Annotated in this window: 16 protein-coding genes; 11 read left to right on the top strand and 5 right to left on the bottom strand. The window is 40.7% G+C overall.

Features of this window, described 5'->3' with window-relative positions:
- Positions 1-15: 15 nt before the first annotated feature.
- From hpsL to HG267_RS02095, 7 genes are all read left to right on the top strand, one after another.
- Entirely contained in the window at positions 16-1,653 is a 1,638-nt protein-coding gene (gene hpsL / locus HG267_RS02125; RefSeq protein ID WP_045870917.1) for a hormogonium polysaccharide biosynthesis protein HpsL, read from the top strand.
- A gap of 284 nt (positions 1,654-1,937) precedes the next feature.
- Positions 1,938-3,098: a glycosyltransferase family 4 protein gene (locus HG267_RS02120; RefSeq protein WP_045870918.1), complete on the top strand. Its 1,161-nt coding sequence runs from the start codon at positions 1,938-1,940 to the stop codon at positions 3,096-3,098.
- 20 nt (positions 3,099-3,118) lie between these two features.
- Positions 3,119-4,099, top strand: a complete 981-nt coding sequence (gene hpsN, locus HG267_RS02115; RefSeq protein WP_045870919.1) for a hormogonium polysaccharide biosynthesis glycosyltransferase HpsN — start codon at positions 3,119-3,121, stop codon at positions 4,097-4,099.
- Positions 4,100-4,226: 127 nt separating this feature from the next.
- Positions 4,227-5,402, top strand: coding sequence for a hormogonium polysaccharide biosynthesis glycosyltransferase HpsO (gene hpsO / locus HG267_RS02110; RefSeq protein ID WP_045870920.1), 1,176 nt, complete (start codon positions 4,227-4,229; stop codon positions 5,400-5,402).
- A gap of 629 nt (positions 5,403-6,031) precedes the next feature.
- A complete protein-coding gene (gene hpsP, locus HG267_RS02105; RefSeq protein ID WP_045870922.1) occupies positions 6,032-7,192 on the top strand; it encodes a hormogonium polysaccharide biosynthesis glycosyltransferase HpsP in 1,161 nt (386 codons plus the stop codon).
- A 182-nt stretch (positions 7,193-7,374) separates the two neighbouring features.
- Positions 7,375-8,013 (top strand): peroxiredoxin, encoded by a 639-nt coding sequence (locus HG267_RS02100; protein WP_045870923.1) that lies wholly within the window; start codon positions 7,375-7,377, stop codon positions 8,011-8,013.
- A 103-nt stretch (positions 8,014-8,116) separates the two neighbouring features.
- Positions 8,117-8,701 carry a Uma2 family endonuclease gene (locus tag HG267_RS02095; RefSeq protein WP_045870924.1) on the top strand — a complete coding sequence of 195 codons (585 nt, stop codon included), beginning with the start codon at positions 8,117-8,119 and terminating at the stop codon, positions 8,699-8,701.
- A gap of 397 nt (positions 8,702-9,098) precedes the next feature.
- On the opposite strand, the gene HG267_RS02090 is transcribed toward HG267_RS02095, so the two are convergent.
- From HG267_RS02090 to HG267_RS02080, 3 genes are all read right to left on the bottom strand, one after another.
- Positions 9,099-11,309 carry a dynamin family protein gene (locus tag HG267_RS02090; RefSeq protein ID WP_045870925.1) on the bottom strand — a complete coding sequence of 737 codons (2,211 nt, stop codon included), beginning with the start codon at positions 11,307-11,309 and terminating at the stop codon, positions 9,099-9,101.
- Positions 11,310-11,399: 90 nt separating this feature from the next.
- Complete coding sequence (locus HG267_RS02085) at positions 11,400-13,481, bottom strand: dynamin family protein (RefSeq protein WP_045870991.1); 2,082 nt, start codon at positions 13,479-13,481, stop codon at positions 11,400-11,402.
- Positions 13,482-13,626: 145 nt separating this feature from the next.
- The gene (locus tag HG267_RS02080) at positions 13,627-13,902 is read right to left on the bottom strand and encodes a hypothetical protein (protein ID WP_045870926.1); all 276 of its coding nucleotides are present in this window, start codon (positions 13,900-13,902) and stop codon (positions 13,627-13,629) included.
- 271 nt (positions 13,903-14,173) lie between these two features.
- Here HG267_RS02080 and HG267_RS02075 point away from each other — a divergent pair, with 271 nt between their 5' ends.
- The 3 genes from HG267_RS02075 to HG267_RS02065 all read left to right on the top strand — a co-directional run bounded on the left by HG267_RS02075 (position 14,174) and on the right by HG267_RS02065 (position 16,532).
- Positions 14,174-15,148, top strand: a complete 975-nt coding sequence (locus tag HG267_RS02075) for a cysteine synthase A (RefSeq protein WP_045870927.1) — start codon at positions 14,174-14,176, stop codon at positions 15,146-15,148.
- 174 nt (positions 15,149-15,322) lie between these two features.
- Positions 15,323-15,652, top strand: coding sequence for a (2Fe-2S) ferredoxin domain-containing protein (locus HG267_RS02070; protein WP_045870929.1), 330 nt, complete (start codon positions 15,323-15,325; stop codon positions 15,650-15,652).
- Between the two features lie 55 nt (positions 15,653-15,707).
- Positions 15,708-16,532, top strand: coding sequence for a DUF5331 domain-containing protein (locus HG267_RS02065; protein WP_045870930.1), 825 nt, complete (start codon positions 15,708-15,710; stop codon positions 16,530-16,532).
- A gap of 186 nt (positions 16,533-16,718) precedes the next feature.
- Here the strand turns inward: HG267_RS02065 and HG267_RS02060 are convergent, their stop codons facing one another.
- Together HG267_RS02060 and HG267_RS02055 are read right to left on the bottom strand one after the other, a co-directional pair.
- Positions 16,719-19,865 carry a CusA/CzcA family heavy metal efflux RND transporter gene (locus HG267_RS02060; protein WP_045870931.1) on the bottom strand — a complete coding sequence of 1,049 codons (3,147 nt, stop codon included), beginning with the start codon at positions 19,863-19,865 and terminating at the stop codon, positions 16,719-16,721.
- A 5-nt stretch (positions 19,866-19,870) separates the two neighbouring features.
- Positions 19,871-20,518 (bottom strand): cobalt transporter, encoded by a 648-nt coding sequence (locus tag HG267_RS02055; protein ID WP_045870932.1) that lies wholly within the window; start codon positions 20,516-20,518, stop codon positions 19,871-19,873.
- 329 nt (positions 20,519-20,847) lie between these two features.
- On the opposite strand from HG267_RS02055, the gene HG267_RS02050 reads away from it, so the two are divergent.
- On the top strand, positions 20,848-22,260 hold the full coding sequence (locus HG267_RS02050) for an MFS transporter (protein ID WP_255325228.1): 1,413 nt from the start codon (positions 20,848-20,850) through the stop codon (positions 22,258-22,260).
- Positions 22,261-22,415: the final 155 nt, after the last annotated feature.

Raw genomic sequence — 22,415 nt, 5'->3', positions numbered from 1 at the left:
TCAGAACTGAAACTCATGGCGAAACCCAAGAAAAAATCCTCCAAATCAAAAAAGCAATCGCAATCAGAAAAACCTCAGCTGAGTCTGAAAGAACAGTTAGCCCAAAAGCGGCAAGCTAATATAGCAAAAAAAGAATTCACGAGTTTACTAACCAAAGCCTCCTTTAGCGGTGTCTTTTTTGGCATCCTGCTATTTTTCGTTGGTGGAATGAAGGTAGCAGTTCCTGGTGTTTTAGGAATAATTATTCTAGCTTTATCTTATAAATATCCTCGTCAAGCCCTGCTTGCCTTTATCATTTACGTCCCCTTTGGCGGTACTATCACTTATTACCTGGGTAATAGTCCTGTACTGCAATTAGCTAAAGATGCTTTCTATGTTCCAGCTTTAATTGGAGTTTGGCAAAGTTGTCGTCAGCAAGGATTACCATTCATTATTCCCAAAGCAATTAAAACGCCCCTGTTAATTTTATTGGGCTTGTGTTTATTAACTTTGATTTTTGTGAATGCTGGACAACAGTTCAACCCACCCGCTGTAGGGCCGCTGCAAAAAGCACCAAAGGAATTTCCTATAGGGCTGGGAATTTTAGGATTAAAAGTATTTTTAGGTTATGTACCTCTAATTACTTGTGCTTACTATTTTATTCGTAATAAAAAAGATTTCCTATTATTATCACGATTACAGGTTGTCCTCACACTTATCTGTTGTGTATTGGGAGTTATTCAATATTTATTATTACTAACTGGTGTCTGTCAAGGTACTAGAGGTTTTGAAGGTGATTTGTTATTTAGAGCCACATTAGAGGCTCGATGTTACTTTGGTGGCTCATTATTATACAGTCCAGAAGAAGGAGTTATTCGTTTACCTGGAACATTTGTTGCCCCTTGGCAATGGGCATGGTTTTTAATTTCTAGTACCTTTTTTAGCTTTGCTACTGGCTTCACAGATCCTGCACTTTTTTGGCGATTAATTGGGTTAGGTTCCTTAGCATCAGTATTTATTAATGCGGTGATTTCTGGACAGAGAATTGCCTTAGCTTTAGTACCAACTTGTTTTGTGGCTTTGCTATTTTTAACAGGTCAAATTGCCAACCTCAAACGCTTTATTCCCATTGGTATAGGATTAGCTTTAATTCTGGGGATTGCAATGGTGACTAACCCGGCTGTAGTCCAAGAAAGAACCGAGAGTTTTACCAGTCGTTGGGAAGCCTCACCACCCCAAGATTTTATTATTCAGCAATTTGAAGACAACTTAAAAAATGTTGGACCTTTAGGAAATGGCTTGGGAAGGGCTACTAATTCTGCTCGTTCTATGGGTTCTACTAAACTCATAGAAACTTACTATCCTAAAGTAATGTATGAAATAGGAACTTTGGGAGTTTTAGGGTTTTTAGGTTTAGTCACCGCCCTCACAACATCAGCCTTCAAAACATATCGTTCCATCAAAAACCGGAATTTACGCAGTCATGCTGCTGCTTTGTGGGTATTTATCTTATTTATTAGTTACAACACTTACTATTATCCTCTAGATGTCGATCCAGTTGCTGTTTATTACTGGTTTTATGCCGGAATTCTGTTTAAATTACCACTAATAGATAAACAAGAAAAAGCTAGTAGCGAAGCGCAGAATAAAGTAAATAAAAAGCCTCTTTTATAATTGCAAATTTAATGTCAAGGTAGAATTTACCTAGTAATTTGTCCCATTAAGTTTTGCTTGGTGAGTTAACTGTTCTATTTCCCTTCTTTTCCTGTTTCCTTAGCGTAATTCGTGCCTACACTGCGGGAACAGCTTTACCAAATGCAGTTCGTTCCTAAACCTCCTCAAAATTACTGCGAAGAACTACTGAGAACACTCCCGTAAACTCCCTGATGGCAGATACCTAACTGTAGACTAGGCTAGATTCAGTTTGATTAATAATTTGTAATTTTAATATATAAAAAATGGCAAAGGTAATTATAGCAGGAGAAAGACATCTTAGTACTCCTAACCTGCCGCGCACATCTCAACATATATTAATTCGCCCTAAACAATTTCCTTCAGGAAGGTATCCTTTAGAAAAAATTTGGTATCCCTTAAATAGCTTTAGTTATTGGCAGCCTTTTTGGAAAAAGTTTCAAGTTGTTCACGCTTTCAATAGAATTGAATATACAAATAAACCTTGGTTCGTTACTTTTGAAGACCATAGATTTTTATATAGAAATCCCCAAAACAAATTAGAAGAAATAGCTTATCCAATTTTAAATAACCGTTTAGCACTAAAAAATTGTCAAAAAATAATTGCCATATCTGATTATGCCAAAATGAGGTTTGCAAATCGCGTTTCAGAATGGAATATTAGCGAGAAATTAAAAAATAAATTAACTGTTATTCATCCTAATTTTGCAATTAAAGCTCATCAGCCTAAAACTTATAAAGATGGCGAAAACATTGAACTGATATTTGTCGGTAACCATTTAGCGAGAAAAGGTGGAATTGTTGCTTTAAGATTAGCCAAAAAAGCTGAAGCTTTAGGGTTACCTATTAAGGTACATATTATTTCTAATTTAAGATATGGTTCCGGAGTACCTACAGATTTTCCTGACCAGTCAAAATATACAGCAGATTTAAAGCTATTAGATTTGGATAATGTAGTTTTTCATAAAAGTATCCCTAATGAAAAAGTTTTAGATTTACTTGCCCAAAGCCATTTTCAAATTTTAGCTACTTTACATGATACATACGGCTATAGTGTCCTCGAAGGATTTTCGGTTGCAACTCCGGCAATTACTACCAATATATGCGCCTTACCAGAGTTTGTTCATGATGATGAAAATGGCTATCACTTAAAATTACCACTAAATGAAATTCGCCATTGGAATAATTGGTTACATGGGGAAAAAACTAAAACTAATGAATATTGGGAAATATTAAATAGCACCTATGATGATTTAGCAGAGCAAGCATTGCAGAAAATCTTACATTTTCTGGAACGAACAGATAAACAAGAACATTATGCATCTCTCAGTGCTGGCGCATTAACTCAAATGCAAAATTACCATAATGCCGAAAAGCAAAATGAGTTATTTGATAGTTTGTATGCAGAAGCCGCAGCTTTGAACTAGGTTATTTTCTATATAAAAATATGAGTGATTTACCGTTAATTTCTGTTGTTATTCCTACCTATTATCGTGAAGAAGCTTTACGAGATAGTATTGCAGATATTCTCAAACAAGATTATGCCAATTTTGAAGTTATAGTTGTAGACCAAACTCCAAAACATGAACCAGAAATTCAAGCTTATCTCGAAGAAATGGCAACAGCAGGTAAGATTAAATGGTTCCGCTTAGATTGGGCGAGTTTACCAGGCGCACGAAATTATGGAGTGCGACGGTCAGAGGGTGAAATAATTTTATTTATTGATGATGATGTCCAATTAAAACCCGGCTTTTTATCAGCCCATGTGAAAAACTATCTGCAAAATCCAGAGGTGGGGGCTGTAGCTGGGAGAGTATTTGACAGAATGAAATTAGGTGATTCTGGGGGAGATTTGGAAATTGAATATTTACCTCCCCAAGCAATGGACCCTGGAATTGCTTGGTATCATATAGATTTAGTCCACACCATCAAACCCCAGCAGGTATTAACTGCGAGGGGTTGTAATATGTCTTTCCGGCGAGAAATTTTTACTAAATATGGGCTGAGATTTGACGAAAGGTTTCGCGGTAGTGCGGTACGGGAAGAATCGGATTTTTGTTTGCGGCTGAGACAGACAGGATATAAGATTTGGTACGATCCAGAAGCCGATTTAGTGCATTTGGGTGAAGAAACTGGAGGTTGTCATGATATTAGTATGCGATCGCTCCAGTATCAACTCACTTTTTACCACAATCATTTTTTACTGGGGTTGAAGAACCTCACTGTTAGCCAAGCTTTACGTCTATACGCCCGTTTATTTGATTGTCACGTCTTGGGGCGACCTCCTTGTCATAAAAGCGGTTCTCCCATCAAAATCGCTACTCGTGGCTTTTTCTATATTCTGGGTTTTTTCAAGGCTGTGGGGACTGTGATTCAATCATTATGGAATGATGGGCAAATTTACAGTCGGCTTGATCCGGAGTTTTAGTTATTTTTGACCGCCGATGGAAGAGGATAAACGCAGATAAACGCAGATATAGAGAATTCTTATTTAAAAAGTTAATGGTGCGTTAGCGACAGCGTAACGCACCCTACGTTTATTAATTAAATGAAATATGAAAATTTTAGTTGCTAGTCATACTTATATTGTAGATTTAAACTGTGAAAAGTTACGCGCTTTATCGCAATTAGAACCAGGGATTGAAGTGACGGTTGTTGTTCCTAAACGTTGGCGACCTGGTGGTGTCCAAAATAAAGTTATTGAAACTCAATACAGGGATGAAGGTGCATTTAAAATAGTCCCGGTTTCTAACTTTAGCCAAAATCATCAAGGCTTGCTCACATTTGGGGCTGATTTAATCGCTTTGTTAAAGCAATTTCGTCCCCAAGTGATTCAAGTTGAGCAAGCCTCTAGGGGGCTAGCTTATACTCAGATGATTATTTTAAATAAAATCTTGGGCTTGCAGGCGAAAAATATATTTTTTACTTGGTGGAATTTGCCGTATGAACTCAAATTTCCTGCTAGTTTTTTAGAAAAATTTAACCTAGATAATAGCCACGGCATTATTTCTGGTAATCAGGATGGGGCGGAAGTTTTACGACAGCGAGGCTACCAGGGGGCGATTAAGGTGATGCCACAGTTGGGTGTCGATGAACGTGTTTTTACTCCCCAAGCTCAACCAGAGTTAGCAGCTAAATTGGGGATTTTTTCCGATGAATTTGTAGTAGGTTTTGTTGGCAGATTCGTACCAGAAAAGGGGTTGTTAACTCTATTGCAGTCCTTAATATCTATCAAAAATAAACCTTGGAAATTACTGTTGCTGGGACGAGGGTATTTACAGGCAGAAATACTGAAAATAGCTGCAGAGAATCAAATTCAAGATAGAGTCATAATTATTGAAAGTGTTCCCCATGATGTAGTGCCACAATATATCAATTTAATGGATACTTTAGTACTGCCATCTGAAACCACTTACAAATTTAAAACTTTAACTGCGGCGGGCTGGAAAGAACAATTTGGTCATGTAATTATTGAGGCTATGGCTTGTAAAGTGCCTGTGATTGGTTCTAATTCTGGCGAAATTCCTCATGTGATTGGGGATGCTGGTTTGATTTTTCCAGAAGGTGATGCCCAAGCTTTAGCTAATTGCTTAACGCAATTAATTGATAATCCGGAGTTAAGGCACAAAGTTGGGGCTATGGGTTATCAAAAAGCAATGGATAAATATACAAATAAGGCTTTGGCGCAGCAGCAATTAGAGTTTTATCGGGGACTTGTTAAGAGTTATTAGAGATTAATATGCTTGGGTTAAGCTTATTAGTGATTGATTTGTCACTTATTCAAGAAGCCAGAAGAATTGGGGGATTCTCCCCCAAACCCCCGATTGGGTGACGGTTGCGTCCCCCAAACCCCCTCCAAAATTATTGATCTGTTTTTTTTGTTGAGTAACTAGTACTCTGGGGCGTAAATAGCGCAAAGTTGGCGGTGTCGGTTTCCGTCCCGCCAAACTTTGTAAGAGAAACAGACAATCTGTAATTTGTTAAAAGGCTGGTGGTATAAGTATTCTTTCTTTTGACTTTTGACTTTTGACCGTGCCAATTTTAGATTTTAGATTGCCGATTTTAGATTTTTTTGGTTCATGCCTCACCCCTTGTGGGTGAAACAAATCCAAAATCCAAAATCCAAAATCCTCAAGCCCTGCACCCTTGTGGTCGGGGTCAATCCAAAATCCAAAATCCAAAATCCAAAATCGTTTGACTTTTGACTTTTTACTTTTGCCTTGTTGTACTAGTTTTTTGGTTTTGTTATCAATTAATTTTCTTAACTGAACTGTATTTTATTAGAGATTGTTGAATTTTATTTTTTAACGCAAAGGGGTGCGGAGATTTTATCAGAGCTATTTATGTTAAGGATAAAATTATGAAAGTATTACATATTGTTCCTTCTATTTCTCTTATTTATGGCGGCCCTAGTCAAATGGTATTAGGGTTGGCTCCTGCTTTGGCAAAGGAGGGGGTGGAAGTTACGGTAATTACAACTGATAGTAATGGCGATACTGGACAAAAACCTTTAGATGTTCCTTTAAATACAGCGATAAAACAAGATGGTTATGAAATTATCTATTTCCGTTGTGCGCCATTTCGTCGTTATAAGTTTTCGCTAGATTTACTTAAGTGGTTAAAACGTCACGCTCGTGAGTATGATATAGCCCATATTCATGCTTTATTTTCTCCTGTTAGTAGTGCGGCTGCAACTGTTTGCCGTCAACAAAAGTTACCTTATATTTTGCGTCCTTTAGGAACTCTCGATCCATCTGATTTACGCAAGAAAAAGTTATTAAAACAGCTTTATGCTGCAATTATTGAACGTCAAAATATAGCTGGTGCGGCGGCTATTCATTTTACTAGTGATCAAGAAGCAAAAATATCAGCCAGATTTGGGGTAGCGACGCAAGATTTGGTGATTCCTTTGGGTGTGGTTCCGCCACAATTAGCAACACATCAGCAAAAATTGGCAATTCCCCAGGATGTACCTGTAATATTATTTATGTCGCGAATTGACCCCAAAAAAGGGTTGAATTTGTTAATTCCGGCGCTAGAAAAGCTGTTAACTGCTGGTCGTAATTTTCACTTTGTCTTAGCTGGGACAAATCCCCAAGATCCAGATTATGAACAAAGTATCATTTCTCAAATTCAAAATTCACCACTGCGATCGCACACTACAATTACTGGCTTTGTTACAGGTGAGTTAAAAGCTAGTTTACTGCAAGCTGCCGATGTCTTCGTTTTGCCTTCCTACTATGAAAACTTTGGTATTGCAGTGGCTGAGGCGATGGTAGCCGGGATACCTGTGGTAATTTCCGATCAGGTGCATATTTGTCACCAGGTGAGTGAAAGCGAATCGGGATGGGTTGGGGAGTTAGATGTACAGGTATTAGTCAATTTACTACAAACAGCCTTGCAAAACCCGGCAGAACGCCAGCGTCGGGGACTCAACGCCCAGCAATATGCATTACAACATTACAGCTGGAATGCGATCGCTCGTCAAATGATTTCAGCATACCAGCAGATTCTACGTTAACAACGTTGTTCCATACCCCCCATGCCCAATGCCCCATGCCCTATTTTTATTGAGCTTCTTTACACGAAATTACGTAAAATCACATTTCTTTACCAGCCACTTAACCCGATTGGTGAACCGGGGTTTTATGTGACGATCACATAGTAGAATACTTAATGCCTTTCTAATTACAGGAAGTTCTCATGACTCTCCGTCTAGGTGATACAGTACCCAACTTTACGCAAGCCTCTACACACGGCGACATAAATTTTTACGAATGGGCAGGTGACAGCTGGGTTGTGCTGTTTTCACACCCTGCTGACTATACACCTGTTTGCACCACTGAACTAGGTACAGTTGCCAAGCTGAAACCAGAATTTGACAAGCGCAATGTCAAAGCGATCGCTCTCAGCGTTGATGATGTAGAATCCCATAACGGATGGGTGGGTGATATTGAAGAAACCCAAAACACTACTCTCAACTACCCAATTTTGGCAGATGCAGATCGTAAGGTTTCTGACCTTTACGATATGATTCATCCTAATGCCAACGCAGCAGTGACAGTGCGATCTGTTTTTGTTATTGATCCCAATAAAAAGCTACGTCTGAGTTTCACATACCCTCCTAGCACAGGACGCAACTTTGATGAACTGTTGCGGGTAATTGATTCTCTGCAACTGACAGATAATTACAGCGTGGCGACACCAGCTGACTGGAAAGACGGGGATAAGGTTGTAATTGTTCCCTCACTTAAAGATCCAGAAGTGCTGAAGGAGAAATTCCCCAAAGGTTACGAGGTAGTTAAACCCTATCTGCGCTTGACTCCTCAGCCTAACAAGTAAGTCTTATTACTTCAAACTTTTTGCTGTTAAGGCGCGAAGGTAAAACTTTGCGCCTTTGCTTGTTTAGGTCAGAATAAAGATAAAAGTTAGTCTGGTAAGCATTATGTTCTCATCTCCCTTGGTGTTGCAAATTCCGCCATCAATGCAAATGACAGACGAACAATTCTTTGAGTTTTGTCAGGTGAATCGCGATTTACGCATTGAGCGTAATAATTTAGGAGAAATATCGATTATGCCGCCTACAGGTTCAGAATCAGGGAATCGTAACTTTAATATTGCCTTACAGCTAGGAGTTTGGGCAGAACAAGATGGTACTGGTATTTGTTTTGACTCCAGTACAGGGTTTAAGCTATCAACAGGTGCAGATAGATCCCCGGATGCTTCTTGGATGAAATTGGAACGGTGGAATAGTCTTTCCCCCGTACAGCAAGAAAAGTTTGCGCCTATTTGTCCAGATTTTGTGATTGAATTGCGATCGCCTAGCGATAATCTCCAACCTCTCAAAGACAAGATGGAAGAATATATGCGGGAACCTGGGGTACAGTTAGGCTGGTTAATTGATCGCAAACATCGTCAAGTTTATATTTATCGTCCTGGTAACCCAGCAGAATGTTTAGATCATCCTGATACTATTAGCGGCGATCCTGTGTTACCTGGTTTCGTTTTGAATATGAGTAAGGTTTGGTAGTATCAATTATGAGTTATAAATTATTAATAATTTATATTAACGCTTAAATTCATCTGCGTTTATCTGTGTTCATCTTCTTCTATCTGCGGTTAATTTCCTTATATTAAAATACAGTTCAGTTAAGAAAATTAATTGATAACAAAACCAAAAAAGTAGTTACTCGACAAAAAAACAGAAGAATAATTTTGGAGGGGGTTTGGGGGACGCAACCGTCACCCAATCGGGGGTTTGGGGGAGAATCCCCCAATTTACCTAGCTTTTTTAATAAGTGACAAATCAATCGCTAATGAGCTTAACCCAAGCATATTACCTTATATTGCTAATGAGATTAGCAATAAATATGTTAAGTTCAGCTTCGCTATAACGCACCCTACTATTTATCCAAAATATTATAATTTTATTGAAATTTTTCCGACAAAATTGTATAAGCTTCATTAACTAGCCGCATTTTATCTTGAGCTTGTTTTTGTAATTGTGGCTGATTAACAAATAAATCAGGATGCCATTTTTTCACTAAATTTTTGTAAGCTTGTTTTACCTCCACAAATGAAACACCAGCTTGCAATCCTAAAACTGAATATGCACGAGTAATTTTGTCTTTTTCCGCTTGAGTTTTAGGCTGCTGATATGTATAGTTATTTTGATTTGTATTGCTTTGTTTGTTAGCTTGATAACCCGGAGAACGCATTTCTGCTTTCATCCGCGCTATTTCTTCATCTAGTTCCCAATTGCGGAATTTTGCTTCCACTTCGGCTGGATTGGGAGATGGTGAAGCCTTGGGTGGGGGAGGAGTATTAACGCGGTGAGTAGAAGTGCGATATGTAGAGGATGCAGAACTATTCGCTTTCTCTTCTACTTTTGTGTAAGTCCTTTGTTCTGGTTCTGCTGGTGGGGTATATGGCGTATATTTTGGTATTTCTCGATAAGGTTGATAATTAGTAGATATCTTAGCTTTATTTAACTCTTGCCATAATTGATTAAAATTATTTTGTAACTGCTGCAAATTTTGCCGCTTATGAGCAATTTCCAGTGGTTCTTGGCTACCTACAAATCGGATTACTTTTTTAGCTTTTGCTTCATATTCAGCTAAGATTGCTAATCCTTGATGACTCAATTGAGTGAAATAATCTTCAGTTGCATTTATGCAAATTTGAGCAACTTGCTGATGATAGGATTCCTTCGCTGATTTGTCGTCAGCATCTTGAATATTTTTATTTAATAAATAAGAAATACTTCCTAAGACAGCCGCACCTACAGGCCCACCTAATAACCAGCCAATACCACTACCAACTGCTACTGTACCGGTTTCACTTAAATCATTGCTATTGTTTGGCTTAGGAGGTAGATTAATTTGGGGTTCGCTGGGTAAGGGAATTAATAAATCTTCTGGTCTTTCTTCTTGAAAAAATTCGTAAGCTTGATATAGCCATTTCATTATCGAGCGTTGTAACTCTGTTAAGTCTTTTTTTAATATATCTGTTTGCCAAGTTTTAAACTTATTTTCAGCAATTGCTACTGTGGCATCAGTTTGATATTTTTTTAGTAATGAGTCTAAATTTAGCCAAGTTCGTAAATTATCAATACTCTTATTTAAACCTTGCTGAATAAGATTTGCAGCTTTTTGTTTAATTGCAATTTTTGCAGTTTGTTTGTCATCAAAAGAGCTAACTTCGCTAAGAAGGGGGTCAATTTTAGCTTTTAAATTTAATTGAATTTGAGATGCGATCGCCTGTACTTTGGGTAAGCGTACAGTACCGCGATTTTGTTGTAAAATACCCACAATATTTTGCAACGCTGCTTCAAAGGTAGTTAAGCCACTACTAGTAGCTAGAGCCACATCTCCTTTTAATCTAGCTCTTAACGCTGGTAAAGCATCCACACGATATAAATTACTAAACCCTGGCGGTAATTCGGCGCGAAAACTTTCTGCAACAAACAGCAGACGATTTTGCACTTGTTGCTGCTCATCTGGTTCGAGTAAGTTAATAAAATTAGCAACGAAAATAACGGTTTTAATACCCCGATCTAATAGCCAATCGCGCAGATTTTCGCGTTCGCCTAAAGTCATTAACTTACGCGCATCAAGTAATTGTATAACTAAATCTGTAGTCAGCAGGCGATCGCGGACTAAATTATCTTGGGCTTCTCTGTCATTTGTACCGGGTAAATCTAGTAATTCTATACCTCTTGCTAAAAAAGGATGAGGACAAAAAATTTCTACAGATGCTACATCTTGGCGCATCTGTCTGTTACCATCCAAAATGGCAAACTGCTGCAAAATTTCTGTACCATCACGCTCAATTTCAGTACCATCTTTTAAGATGATGCGCGTTTGTAAATCAGCCCCATATTTGACGCTAATTGCTGCGCCAGTAGTGGGAATTAAATCTATCGGTAAAGTGCGATTTCCTAATATGGCATTGAGCAGCGTAGATTTACCATGATTAAAAGGGCCAAATACTGCAATCTGAAAGTTAGGATTAGCTAAATAATTAGAAATCGCAGTTATATCTTGATGCAGTTGTGATTTACTATCTAAACCTATTAATGTAGATGCAGATTTTAATGAATTGATTAGCTCTTTATAATCTTGGTATTGTGGTTGCATATTTGCTCTCTCGTTTCCTTGGATGTAGATACCCGAATTCTGAAAGAATTCGGGTATCTGGGCAATAAATTCAAAGCAGAGGAAATTATCTCAGCTGTAATAAGCTAATAAGTTGCTGTAAGTTGCTTCAATCTTTTGCAGTTCTTTTATTACTGCTTCCTGCAAATTCTTTAACCGCTTTAATTCACTTTCACGATTTATTTCCTGTGAGGCTTTTTGCTTCAGCAAATTATCTAATTCTGCTTTACGAGATGTGATATCTTCATTAATCCGCTTAGTAACCTCTCTTTCGTAAGAGTCAAAACATTCTTTTACTGCATCATATACAGTTTTAGATTGTTCGTTGGCTACTTGTGGAAGATGTTTCACTAATTCTTTTTTGGCAGTTTTGACTAATTCTTTACGTGCTTGATCTGCTTGTAAAACGCCTATTCCTAAGCCTAGTAATGCAAATCCAATAGGGCCGAGAAAAATCCCTGTAACTGCCGAAATTATGCCGCCAATGCCAATTACAGTGAAGTAATTCAATAAAATATTTTTCCAATCAAACCCTGCACCAGCTAAAGCTACACCCGCAAAATTTCCTTGTGATAAGGATAATAATCCTATCGCCCATTTTGCCCAACCCGGAGATGTATCATCTTCTGGCGTACCTGTGGAATGAACTTTTACTTGTTGTCCAGTTAATTTTTCGGTAATTTTATCTGTGACTTGGCTATAGGATGCGCCATACTGTGCAGCACTACGAGAAAGTTCTCTAAATGCTGCATTAATATCTTTTTCCGCTGTTAAAGTCCAAGCAGAGAATTTATCAGTAATATATTGTTCAAAGGCTTTTTGCAGCGCCGCATTAAATGCTTCCCGTTTACCGCTACTGAGTAAGTCAAGCAAATTTAATTCTGGTTGATAGCGCAAGAAATCGGTTTCAAAGGTATTACCTAGATTTAAAACGTAGCTGCGAAAAGATTCTGAAATTGTTCTTGCTTGTGTATCTCTAGTATTGATAATTTCTTTTTGGAATTGATCGCCAATATTGGTTAGCTTCTTAAACTCTGGTTCTACAGAGTTAATTCTCTCCTTCAATTCATCAACATCTTTATCTAGCAAAGGTAAGCGTCTTTCGATAGCTTCGCGGGTGTGATTACAAGTTTGTCTCGCCAAAGTTCTGACTTGTCGTAATTCTGCGATCGCACGTTCTCTAGTGAGGAAAGTATTCAATGCTCCCATAAACTCTGGAAAGCCAGTTCCTTGTAAATCCGCTTGGGGATTCTTCAATCTTTTTCTCAGTGCTTGAATTGAGGAAAGCTCAAAAACTCGCTCATTATAAATATTCTGTCCATCTACATGACAATATTCTGCCAAATTCGCTTTAAATACTTGTCGTAATCTATTCTCGGCGGCGTTTAACTCTTCTGTATCATCAGGATCTATCAATGATTCCCGCACTTGATCCCAGGCGTTGACTAAGAAGAATACTGTTAAGCCTCGACCTTTAATATAATTTTCTAAGTACCGCCGTTCGCCTAAAGTACAAGGTTGTGATGCTCTCATCACAAATAAGATAGCATGACAATTATTGACATAACCTAAAGATAATTCGTTACGTGCTTCCGTATCATTTAATCCTGGACTATCAACAATTTCAATCCCCTTTTCTAATAGTGTTAAGGGATACTCAACTACAGCATGATCAACATCAGGAAATGCTTGTTTCTTCTCTTGTTCTAGTTTCTTGGCTTCAGCCGGGTCAATAGTATATTTATATTTAAAGCTTTGAAAATCTAATTCTTGGGGACTTTTCCCGTCATTAAAATGAATTGTAACCTTTTTCTCTGGGCCGTAGCGCAATACAGTTAAGACTGCTGTACAGGGATTAACATCACTGGGTAATAAATTTTCCCCAATTAAGGCATTGAGAAACGTACTTTTACCCCGTTTCATATCGCCTAAAACTAACAGACGAAATACACCTTGCTTGAGATTTTTGCTAGCTGCTGCAATATCTTCAATATCGCGTTCTAGGCTGAGTTTCCCTGAAGAAGATTCCCCAACTAATTCAGCTTGATTAATTGTATCTGCAAGTTTACTTAGACAATCAGCCATTTGCGATCGCACTTGTGCAACCCGTTCTAAATCATTGATAAATTGATCAGTTGCAACTTGATTACTCATCAGATTCATACCCTAATTAAGGTTGATTTTTAGAAGATTCCAGAAACAGCTTGTAAGCTAGCCATACCAGCGCCGCTGCTCGGAAGTCAAAAGGAGCCAGTGCGTTGCGGGGGTTCCCCCCGTTGTAGCAACTGGCGTTCAAAAGTCAAAAGAAAAGACTTATATCTTTTGCACCATTGGGAATGGTATGTTTATTTACGCCGTAGTGTACTAGTGCAGCACCCAGCATGATATTTTTCAACAACGGCTGAGATAGCTTTTCCGGCTGATGCTTAACAGTTTTATAAACAGGTGGATTAATTTCTGCTTCCATTTCCCGGAGTTTTAATTCTACTTCTCGTTGTCGAATTTCACGTTCGCGCTGTTCCAGTTCTTGATTGCGTTCTGCGCTTCTCTGCTGCGCTTCGCTATCGCTTTCCATTACTGTCCACTCCGTTTAGGACAATGACATGATTTAAGTAATCATGACATATAAATGTATTTTATTTTACTAAAATTTATAAAGCCTCAGTATAATCGCTACTTTACTGGGGATTGGGGATTAGGGACTGGGGACTAGGGATTGGGGACTGGGAAAATTGTCAATTAGAATTGCAAGCTAAAATTAGATATGGAAGGCTTAAAAAAACTATAAATACTGCCGCCAGTATACGCCAAAATTTTTATAGAAAATAATTTAGGTACGGTCAAATATGGATGTCAAACATGGCTTCGTAGGCACAGTTGGTAACACACCTCTGATTCGCCTCAACAGCTTTAGTGAAGAAACAGGGTGCGAAATTTTAGCTAAAGCCGAATTTCTCAATCCTGGTGGTTCCGTTAAAGACCGAGCTGCACTGTATATTATTGAAGACGCAGAAAAGAAAGGTTTACTCAAGCCTGGTGGTACAGTAGTTGAAGGTACGGCTGGTAATACTGGCATTGGCTTGGCGCATATTTGCAATGCCAAAGGTTACAAATGCCTCATTATTATTCCTGATACCCAATCCCAAGAAAAGATAGACGCACTTACAACACTAGGTGCAGAAGTTCGTCCGGTTCCTGCTGTTCCCTACAAAGACCCCAACAACTACGTTAAGCTTTCAGGCAGAATTGCGGCGGAGTTAGACAACGCGATTTGGGCAAACCAATTTGATAATTTAGCCAACCGCAATTCCCATTATGAAACCACAGGCCCAGAAATTTGGGCACAAACAGATGGTAAAGTTGACGGCTGGGTAGCTGCTACTGGTACTGGTGGGACATTTGCTGGTGTCGCACTTTACCTAAAAGAAAAGAATCCAGCTGTTAAATGCGTTGTTGCTGACCCCCTTGGTAGCGGACTTTACAGCTATATTAAAACAGGTGAAATCAAGATGGAAGGTAATTCCATCACCGAAGGTATTGGTAACAGTCGCATCACCGCCAATATGGAAGGCGCACCCGCCGATGATGCAATCCAGATAGATGACCCAGAAGCTTTGCGAGTAGTTTACCAACTGCTGAGAAAAGATGGTTTGTTAATGGGTGGTTCCACAGGGATTAATGTAGCTGCGGCTGTTGCATTAGCCAAGCAGTTAGGCCCAGGACACACCATCGTCACCATTCTCTGTGACAGCGGTTCTCGCTATCAGTCCCGCATATTCAACCGCGAATGGCTTGCCTCTAAAGGACTTTCCGTAGATTAGTTAAAAATTGTAGAGACGCGATTCATCGCGTCTGTTGGAGAGATGCGATTCATTGCGTCTGTACAAGAGTCAAAAATAATTAATTTCCCCATCCCCAATCCCCATCCCCAATCCCCATTACCCCTTATCCCCAGAGGGGGCCCCGAGTTCCCCAGTCCCCAGTCCCCAATCCCCATGTCAAACACTACTCAGCCACAGTTCCCCACAATAAATCCTGCTGCTGTGCCAAAATGCGTGCGGGTGTGTCAAAACCGCACTTGTAAAAAACAAGGCGCAGCAGATGTGTTAGCGGCTTTTACTGCTTTACCCGTTCCCGGTGTCATCGTTACATCTAGCAGCTGTTTGGGACAATGTGGTAGCGGGCCGATGGTACTGGTATTACCTGAGATGATCTGGTATAGCCGAGTTCAACCAAGCGAAGTACCTCTATTGGTAGAACAACACTTAATAGGTGATCAAAGAGTCAAGCAGATGCTTTATTATCGGTTTCATCCCCAAGGATAAACCTGTTTTAAAAATATCAAGTCTGCACTCTTTGTTGACTGAAGTGAGGAAGCCAATGAACATTCAACAGCTACGTCAATCATTGAAAATGAAGTGGCTGAGTTATTATCAACAAAACCGGCCCTGGTTAGTAAAAATGCGGATTTGGGCTACTTATGATGGTCTGCGCCGACCTTCATCTGGTTTTATGTTGGCTACTCTGTCTGTTTTAGAACCTGAGTTTGATCAAATACTTGGTTTTATTATGGAACTCAATAATAACCCTGATCAAATAATTAGGGCATTGGGTTTGAACTTCAATCCTGACGAAGAGTTAGATTTAATTAATCAAGATGATTATATTGTTTCTGACCAATTTTCTGCCGAGCCTTTAGAAGCAATTCAGGATAAATTAGAGCCTGTATTATTAGTTACCGATAATTTAGCAGTCACTTCCCAATCTCCTACAAGAATATTAAATTCCGAACCGTTCCTGAGCGATCGCACCCCCACAAAAATTGCTGTACCATCTTTTACGGTAACTAATAGCGTAGTTCGCCAACCGGAATCATCATTTGCAGTGGCTACGGCGGTGAGTCGAGAGTCTGCTGCTACAACGCTGCTGGCGGAAAAACCCACAGATGAGATTTTACCAGCACAGCAAATAGAGCCGCTAGCCCAGCCTACTGAAGTATCTGTCAATGAAAAAACACTGCAATCTCTTGGTCTCAATATTCAGCGTCCTAGCAATGGTAAATCCCTGAAGGTGCAATTACCACCCATACCCAAGAAAGTCAAACTTTCACATATTAGTAATGCTACTACTGTATCTTCTTGGGTGGATGAATTCTGTCAAGGTGCTGATTGGAACCCAGAGGAAGCTATTTTCATCCACTTTTGAGGGAGTGGCTTTCACTTCTAATTTGCAGAAATATGGGCAAGAATGGGCTCGGTGGCAATACTACTCGGTTAAGGGTTTTGAACTCAAAATTGGTTTTGGGGAAAAGGTTAAAGGTTTTTTCTTTCCCTTGAACCATTCCCCTTTTTCACTTTCACCGACAAGTATTGGGCTTGGTTGCTGATGAATTTACCAATATTGTGGATCGGGATTCAAAGGCAAACTTATTTCATTGTTAGCAGGCTGTTTGGGGATTAAGTATTTGCCAAACTGAGCATAGAGCGCAGGAATCACGAGCAAAGTTAATGCTGTAGAGGTAAATAAACCGCCCAACACGACAATTGCCAATGGTTGCAAAATTTCATTTCCGGCTCCTCTAGAGAGTACCAAGGGTAATGTTCCTAATGCTGAAGTCAGCGCCGTCATCAGGATGGCATCAATTCGTTCCAATGAACCTTTGATAATGACATCTTTAGGGTGCATTCCTTGAGCAAACTTGCTGTTGTAATTGTCAACTAGTAACAAACCATTACGGACAGCGACACCAAACAAGGTAATGAAGCCAACCAAGGAAGCAACTGAAATTACGCCACCTGTCAGCACAATAGAAACAATCCCACCCACTAGTGCTAGTGGCAGATTGAGCATGATAGCGATGGTAGCGGGAAGCGATTTTACCGAGAAGAACATCAAAACTGCGATCGCAATCGCCGCCAAAAGGCTAAATACTAGTAGGTTGTTAGTTGCTCGTTGTTCCGATTCAAACTGTCCGCCGTACTGGATAAAGTAGCCATTAGGTAATTTGATTTTCTGTTGAATTTGGGATTGAATATCGCCAACGACACTGCCCAAATCGCGCTCGGCAACGTTCGCCGAAACCACAATCAGCCGGGATACATCTTCCCGATTCACTACATTGGCTCCCATACCATACTCTACTTTCGCAACCTCGCCTAACTGGATAGTTTTTCCTGTCGGCGTAGTGATGGGAATAGCGCGAATGGCATCTAAACTATTACGAGCTTTTTCGGTTACAGAAATAGAAATATCAATGAGTTGCTGATTTTCTGCTACTTGCGACACCACAAGACCATTTAAAGCAGTTTCCACAACTTCTGACAACTGCTCCATATTCAATCCATAGGTAGCTGCTGCCGCCCGATCATAATGAATTTGTACCTGACGAATTGGTAGTTGGGGTTCTAGTTGCAAGTCTACAATTCCTGCAATCGGCTGTATCACATCTCGTACTTGTTCGCCAATTTTCCGTAGTTCAATTAAATCTGGGCCAAAGATTTTCACTGCGATCGCACTTCTGACTCCAGATAGCACTTCATCCATGCGGTGAGAAATAAATCCACCAATGTTAGATGCCACACCAGGCAGTTTATTAAACTCCTGCCGCAATTGTTTGATGCTGGCTTCCCGATTTTGCAACGCGCGATCGCTCAGTTCTACATCCACATGAGCCATGCTCACTCCCGCCCCGTCTGCATCTCCTGGCGCACGTCCGGCGCGGACTTGTACCCACTCATACAAAGGATTATCCTTGAGCGCATTGGAGAATGCCATCCCTGCTCGATTAGTCATTTCTAGGGAAACACCAGGAAACAAAACCATTGAATTAACCATTGATTTTTCCTGAAATTCGGGAAGAAACACCCGTCCCAAGGAAGGAATAATTGCAAAAGCAGCAACTAAAGCTGCAAGTGCTACACCTAGAATGATTTGCGGTAATCGCAGCGACAGATTGAGTAGTGGACGATACAATCGCTCTGCCCAGCGCGAAGCGAATGTGTTCTCTTGAGGCAAGGTGCGATTTGCTAGAAGAATGGCACAGAGGGCAGGAGTTAAGGTCATTGCCACTATTAAAGAAGCTGCAATTGAGAGCAAATAAGCCAGCCCCATTGGTGCAAAAATCCGTCCTTCAACTCCGGTCAAGCTAAAAATTGGTGCAAAGACAACGATGATGATTACCGTTGAGAAAATTACTGCCAACCGCACTTCTACAAAGGCATCAAAAATTACTTTCAACGGGTGCTTGGGCTGACTCTGAAGTTGATTGGTTCGCAGTCCACGATAGCAATTCTCCATATACACAATTGAATCATCGACAAACGCACCCAGCGCTACCACCAATCCACCCAGAGTCATAGTGTTGATACCTAAGCCAAAAGCTTTTAGTAACATCACACCAATTAACAAAGATAAAGGAATCGCCGTTAGGGTAATCATCGCTGTTCGCCAGTTCATCAAAAACAGCAGCATGACTATTGACACAATGATGATGCCTTCGATTAAAGAGCCACCAACATTGTGGATGGCAATATCAATAAAATTAGCTTGGCGGAAGGTTTGTTTCACCTGCACATCGGCGGGAAACGTGGGTTGCAAAGATTTCACTACCGCTTCTACTGCTTTGGTGACGGTGGGAGTATCAACATCTGGCTGCTTGTTGATCATCATCACCACAGCAGGTTGTCCATTAAAGCTTGCATCCCCCCGCTTTGGTACCGCACCCGTTTGTACCTGCGCTACATCTTTGAGCAAAATCGGTTTACCATCTTGCACCTTTACCACAGATTGTTGCAAATCTGTAACTGATTTCACCTGCCCAATGCCGCGCACCAACATTTCTTGACCACCACCAATTAAAAAGCCACCAGGAGCATTAGAATTTGCGCCCTTGGCAGCATTGGTAACTTCGGTCAGGGATACATTGAGCGATCGCAATTTTTCTGGATCGACTAACACCTGTTCCTGTCGTTCATCCCCACCGTAAACGGTAACTTGGGTGACTCCTGGCACAGATAAAATTTGGTTGCTAAGGGTGCTATCCACCAGACGGCGCAAATCCATCAGCGAGGTTTTCCCCTGCCCATTTACAGTAAAGGCATATTGTAAAATTGTGCCTAATGGTGATGCTAACGGTGAAATTTCCGGCGGATGCACCCCCTCCGGTAACTGATTGGTCACCTGTTGGAGTCGTTCTGTTACTGATTGCCGCGCTTTATAAATATCGGCATCCTGGTCAAATACCACCTGCACCATCGACAGCCCGACTTTGGAGGAAGAACGCACCGTAGTTACCCCAGGTAAACCATTCACCGCACTTTCAATCGGTACAGTAATTTGTGATTCTACTTCCTCTGGAGCTAGTCCAGTCGCTTCGGTTTGAATATCCACCTGGGGGGGTGCAAATTCAGGAAACACGTCCAGTGGCATCTGAGTGATAGTAAATACTCCCCACAGCGTTACTAAAATTGCAGAGATAACTATGAACCAACGCTGGACAATTGAGGTTTTGAGAATCTGATTGAGAATTGAGTTCAACATTTCAATTAAATGTCTCCCTTCTTATCAGAAAAGTCACTTTTCTTTTTGCGATTGCTAACTATAACAGCGATCGCGCCTGCTACTAAGACTGCTCCACCACCGACGGAGGCTAAAACACCCTTTGATACTCCACTGGCTTGTGGGGTGTCATGGCTGTGAGCCGTACCTTCAGTGTGTGCTTTAGCATGTTCCGCGTCGGTTTGGGGAGTGGCGATCGCGGCTGGACTAGGGGTTGTATCGGCAGTTTGGGTTTTGCGAGATTCGGCATAGAGTGACAAACTACCCTGAGTAACAAGCTTTTCCCCAACTGATAATCCTTTGGTGACTTCAATCAGTTCACCCTTAGTTGTGCCAGTTGTAATTTCCACTGGCTCATAAAAATTTTCATATTGCACAAAGACTATCTGTTTCCCGTTGGCATCAACCAGCGCTGTCACCGGAATCATGACAGCAGATCCAGATTTGGCAGAGGAGGCGATTGGCGTGACCACAATACCTAACAGTTGATCTGTTTGAGCATTGACTTTCACGCGATTAATACCACCTGTTGCCTGAAATTCATCACCATGTCCAGCGTGAGCAAACACAACTGTAGGCGCACAGATGGTTAGACTCGCTGCCAGAATAGAACTTATTAGCCCAAGGGATTTCATGCTCGCTCCTCACAATGATATTTGGTTACACAAAAGTTCTTCCTAGTCTGCCAAAGGGCAGATGAAATCCAGGTGAAATTGAATATATTTCGGATAATATCAAGCTCATGGTTGATTTCCCTGGAGGGATGGGGCTTTTACTGGTCAAACCAGTCCTGATTAGTAAGCTTTATATCTTGGATTGGGTGCTAGAGAGCGCTCAGGCATTCCCAGATGGGTAATCATTATATGCCCCCCTATGGGTTATGCTTGAAAGTAGTTTATAACAACCTTTTAAAACTTATCCCTCTGACAAACAGGGATAAATTAGCTTTAATAAACACCAACAGATGATGATTACGAGGTTTCATTTCTTTGCCAGTTTGAGAAACCCTGTTTTTGCAAGGCTTTACGCAGCTCAAACCATTAATTTGTTAGGGGATGCGCTGACTTGGGTAGGTTTGGCGCTGCTGGCTTTTGAGTTAGCTGGAGATAGTAGCGCAGTTGTACTTGCCTTGGCGTTGACGTTGCGAATTACTGCATTTGTTTTACTATCTCCCTTGGCAGGGGCTTTGGCTGACCGTGTTGACCGCAAATCAATACTCGTGGGAACGCATTGTGTACGCATGGTAATTGTTAGCCTATTGCCTTTTGTCACACAAGTTTGGCAAGTGTATGCCCTGATATTTACGCTTAATGTCTTCAATGCCTTCTTTACGCCAACTTACCAAGCCACAATTCCACTAGTAACTGGTAAGAATGATTATGCAGCTGCGATCGCTCTTTCTAGTGCTACTTATCAATTACTGGGTGTACTTGGCCCTGGTATAGCTGGCAGTGCTGCTGCTTTCATCGGTGCCAGACAAGTTTTCTTTGTGGATGCTGTAACTTTTCTTGTGGCGGCAGTATTGATTTTTACCCTACCTGGTCATTTAAGAGTAGCACCAAATCAACAATCATCAACAACAAGTGGTAGAACCTGGCAAGACATTAAAGACGGTACAAGCCGCCTTTTTAGTGATGCACCTATTCGATACGCACTTTTCATGCAGTTGGTTGCATCCATTGCTGGAGCAGAGATTTTGGTGAATACCGTTGGCTATGTCCAGGGAACTCTCAAATTAGGAAATGTGCAGTACGGCTGGGTAATGGCTGCTTTTGGTATCGGTGCAACGCTTTCCGCTGTAGCTTTTGGTGCCATCAGTCAACATATTAATAGAAAAAGCTTTGTGTTGTTCGGTGCGGTTTTGATAACTTTGTCCTTACTACCTGCTAATTATGCTTCTTTAAGTGTATTGATGATTTTGTGGCTACTGGCTGGTTTTGGACAAAATTGTGTGAATTTACCCACCCAAACTTTGATTGCCGAGCGCATTAATCGTGATGCCCAAGGACGTGTATACGGCGCACATTTTGCTTGGAGTCACTTGTGGTGGGCAATTTCTTATCCTCTGGCTGGGTGGCTAGGAGGCAAATTTCCAGAAGGTGAATTCCTCTATGGCAGCTTTGTGGGTTTAGTACTGTTAATTGTAGTACAACTTACCCTGAAACCCCCAGTGGATGAAAATGAACATATCCATGAAAATATTTGGCACGAACACTTACATATCCACGATGAACATCATCAGCACGATCATCACCAGGGGATACTAGAATCCGAACCACATACCCATCCTCATCAACACAGATTAATGCGTCATTCTCACCCCTACTCAGATGATAGCCACCACTCCAGGTATAGGAGCCAGCAATCAGAAAGTTAAGCTCTCAAATGGGAGGGATTTTGCGGTCATAGGGCATTGGATTTCTTCCCCGTGCCCCATGCCCAAGACGGCGGATGGTGAGAAGAACTCCACAAATTTCTAAACATCCTCTCCCGCATTTCATCCAGATTTCATATACAGCGTGTTAATTTCAC

It is taken from the genome of Tolypothrix sp. PCC 7601 (assembly GCF_025677855.1).
Classification (GTDB): Bacteria; Cyanobacteriota; Cyanobacteriia; order Cyanobacteriales; family Nostocaceae; genus Aulosira; species Aulosira diplosiphon.
Note: the sequence above shows the minus strand (reverse complement) of the source record. Positions and strands in the feature narration are given on the sequence as shown.

What these genes read in the sequence shown, in the direction of transcription:
- hpsL (WP_045870917.1), top strand. Translation starts at nt 16, where the DNA reads ATGGCGAAACCCAAGAAAAAATCCTCCAAATCAAAAAAGCAATCGCAA.
- HG267_RS02120 (WP_045870918.1), top strand. Translation starts at nt 1,938, where the DNA reads ATGGCAAAGGTAATTATAGCAGGAGAAAGACATCTTAGTACTCCTAAC.
- hpsN (WP_045870919.1), top strand. Translation starts at nt 3,119, where the DNA reads ATGAGTGATTTACCGTTAATTTCTGTTGTTATTCCTACCTATTATCGT.
- hpsO (WP_045870920.1), top strand. Translation starts at nt 4,227, where the DNA reads ATGAAAATTTTAGTTGCTAGTCATACTTATATTGTAGATTTAAACTGT.
- hpsP (WP_045870922.1), top strand. Translation starts at nt 6,032, where the DNA reads ATGAAAGTATTACATATTGTTCCTTCTATTTCTCTTATTTATGGCGGC.
- HG267_RS02100 (WP_045870923.1), top strand. Translation starts at nt 7,375, where the DNA reads ATGACTCTCCGTCTAGGTGATACAGTACCCAACTTTACGCAAGCCTCT.
- HG267_RS02095 (WP_045870924.1), top strand. Translation starts at nt 8,117, where the DNA reads ATGTTCTCATCTCCCTTGGTGTTGCAAATTCCGCCATCAATGCAAATG.
- HG267_RS02090 (WP_045870925.1), bottom strand. Translation starts at nt 11,309, where the DNA reads ATGCAACCACAATACCAAGATTATAAAGAGCTAATCAATTCATTAAAA.
- HG267_RS02085 (WP_045870991.1), bottom strand. Translation starts at nt 13,481, where the DNA reads ATGAGTAATCAAGTTGCAACTGATCAATTTATCAATGATTTAGAACGG.
- HG267_RS02080 (WP_045870926.1), bottom strand. Translation starts at nt 13,902, where the DNA reads ATGGAAAGCGATAGCGAAGCGCAGCAGAGAAGCGCAGAACGCAATCAA.
- HG267_RS02075 (WP_045870927.1), top strand. Translation starts at nt 14,174, where the DNA reads ATGGATGTCAAACATGGCTTCGTAGGCACAGTTGGTAACACACCTCTG.
- HG267_RS02070 (WP_045870929.1), top strand. Translation starts at nt 15,323, where the DNA reads ATGTCAAACACTACTCAGCCACAGTTCCCCACAATAAATCCTGCTGCT.
- HG267_RS02065 (WP_045870930.1), top strand. Translation starts at nt 15,708, where the DNA reads ATGAACATTCAACAGCTACGTCAATCATTGAAAATGAAGTGGCTGAGT.
- HG267_RS02060 (WP_045870931.1), bottom strand. Translation starts at nt 19,865, where the DNA reads ATGTTGAACTCAATTCTCAATCAGATTCTCAAAACCTCAATTGTCCAG.
- HG267_RS02055 (WP_045870932.1), bottom strand. Translation starts at nt 20,518, where the DNA reads ATGAAATCCCTTGGGCTAATAAGTTCTATTCTGGCAGCGAGTCTAACC.
- HG267_RS02050 (WP_255325228.1), top strand. Translation starts at nt 20,848, where the DNA reads ATGATGATTACGAGGTTTCATTTCTTTGCCAGTTTGAGAAACCCTGTT.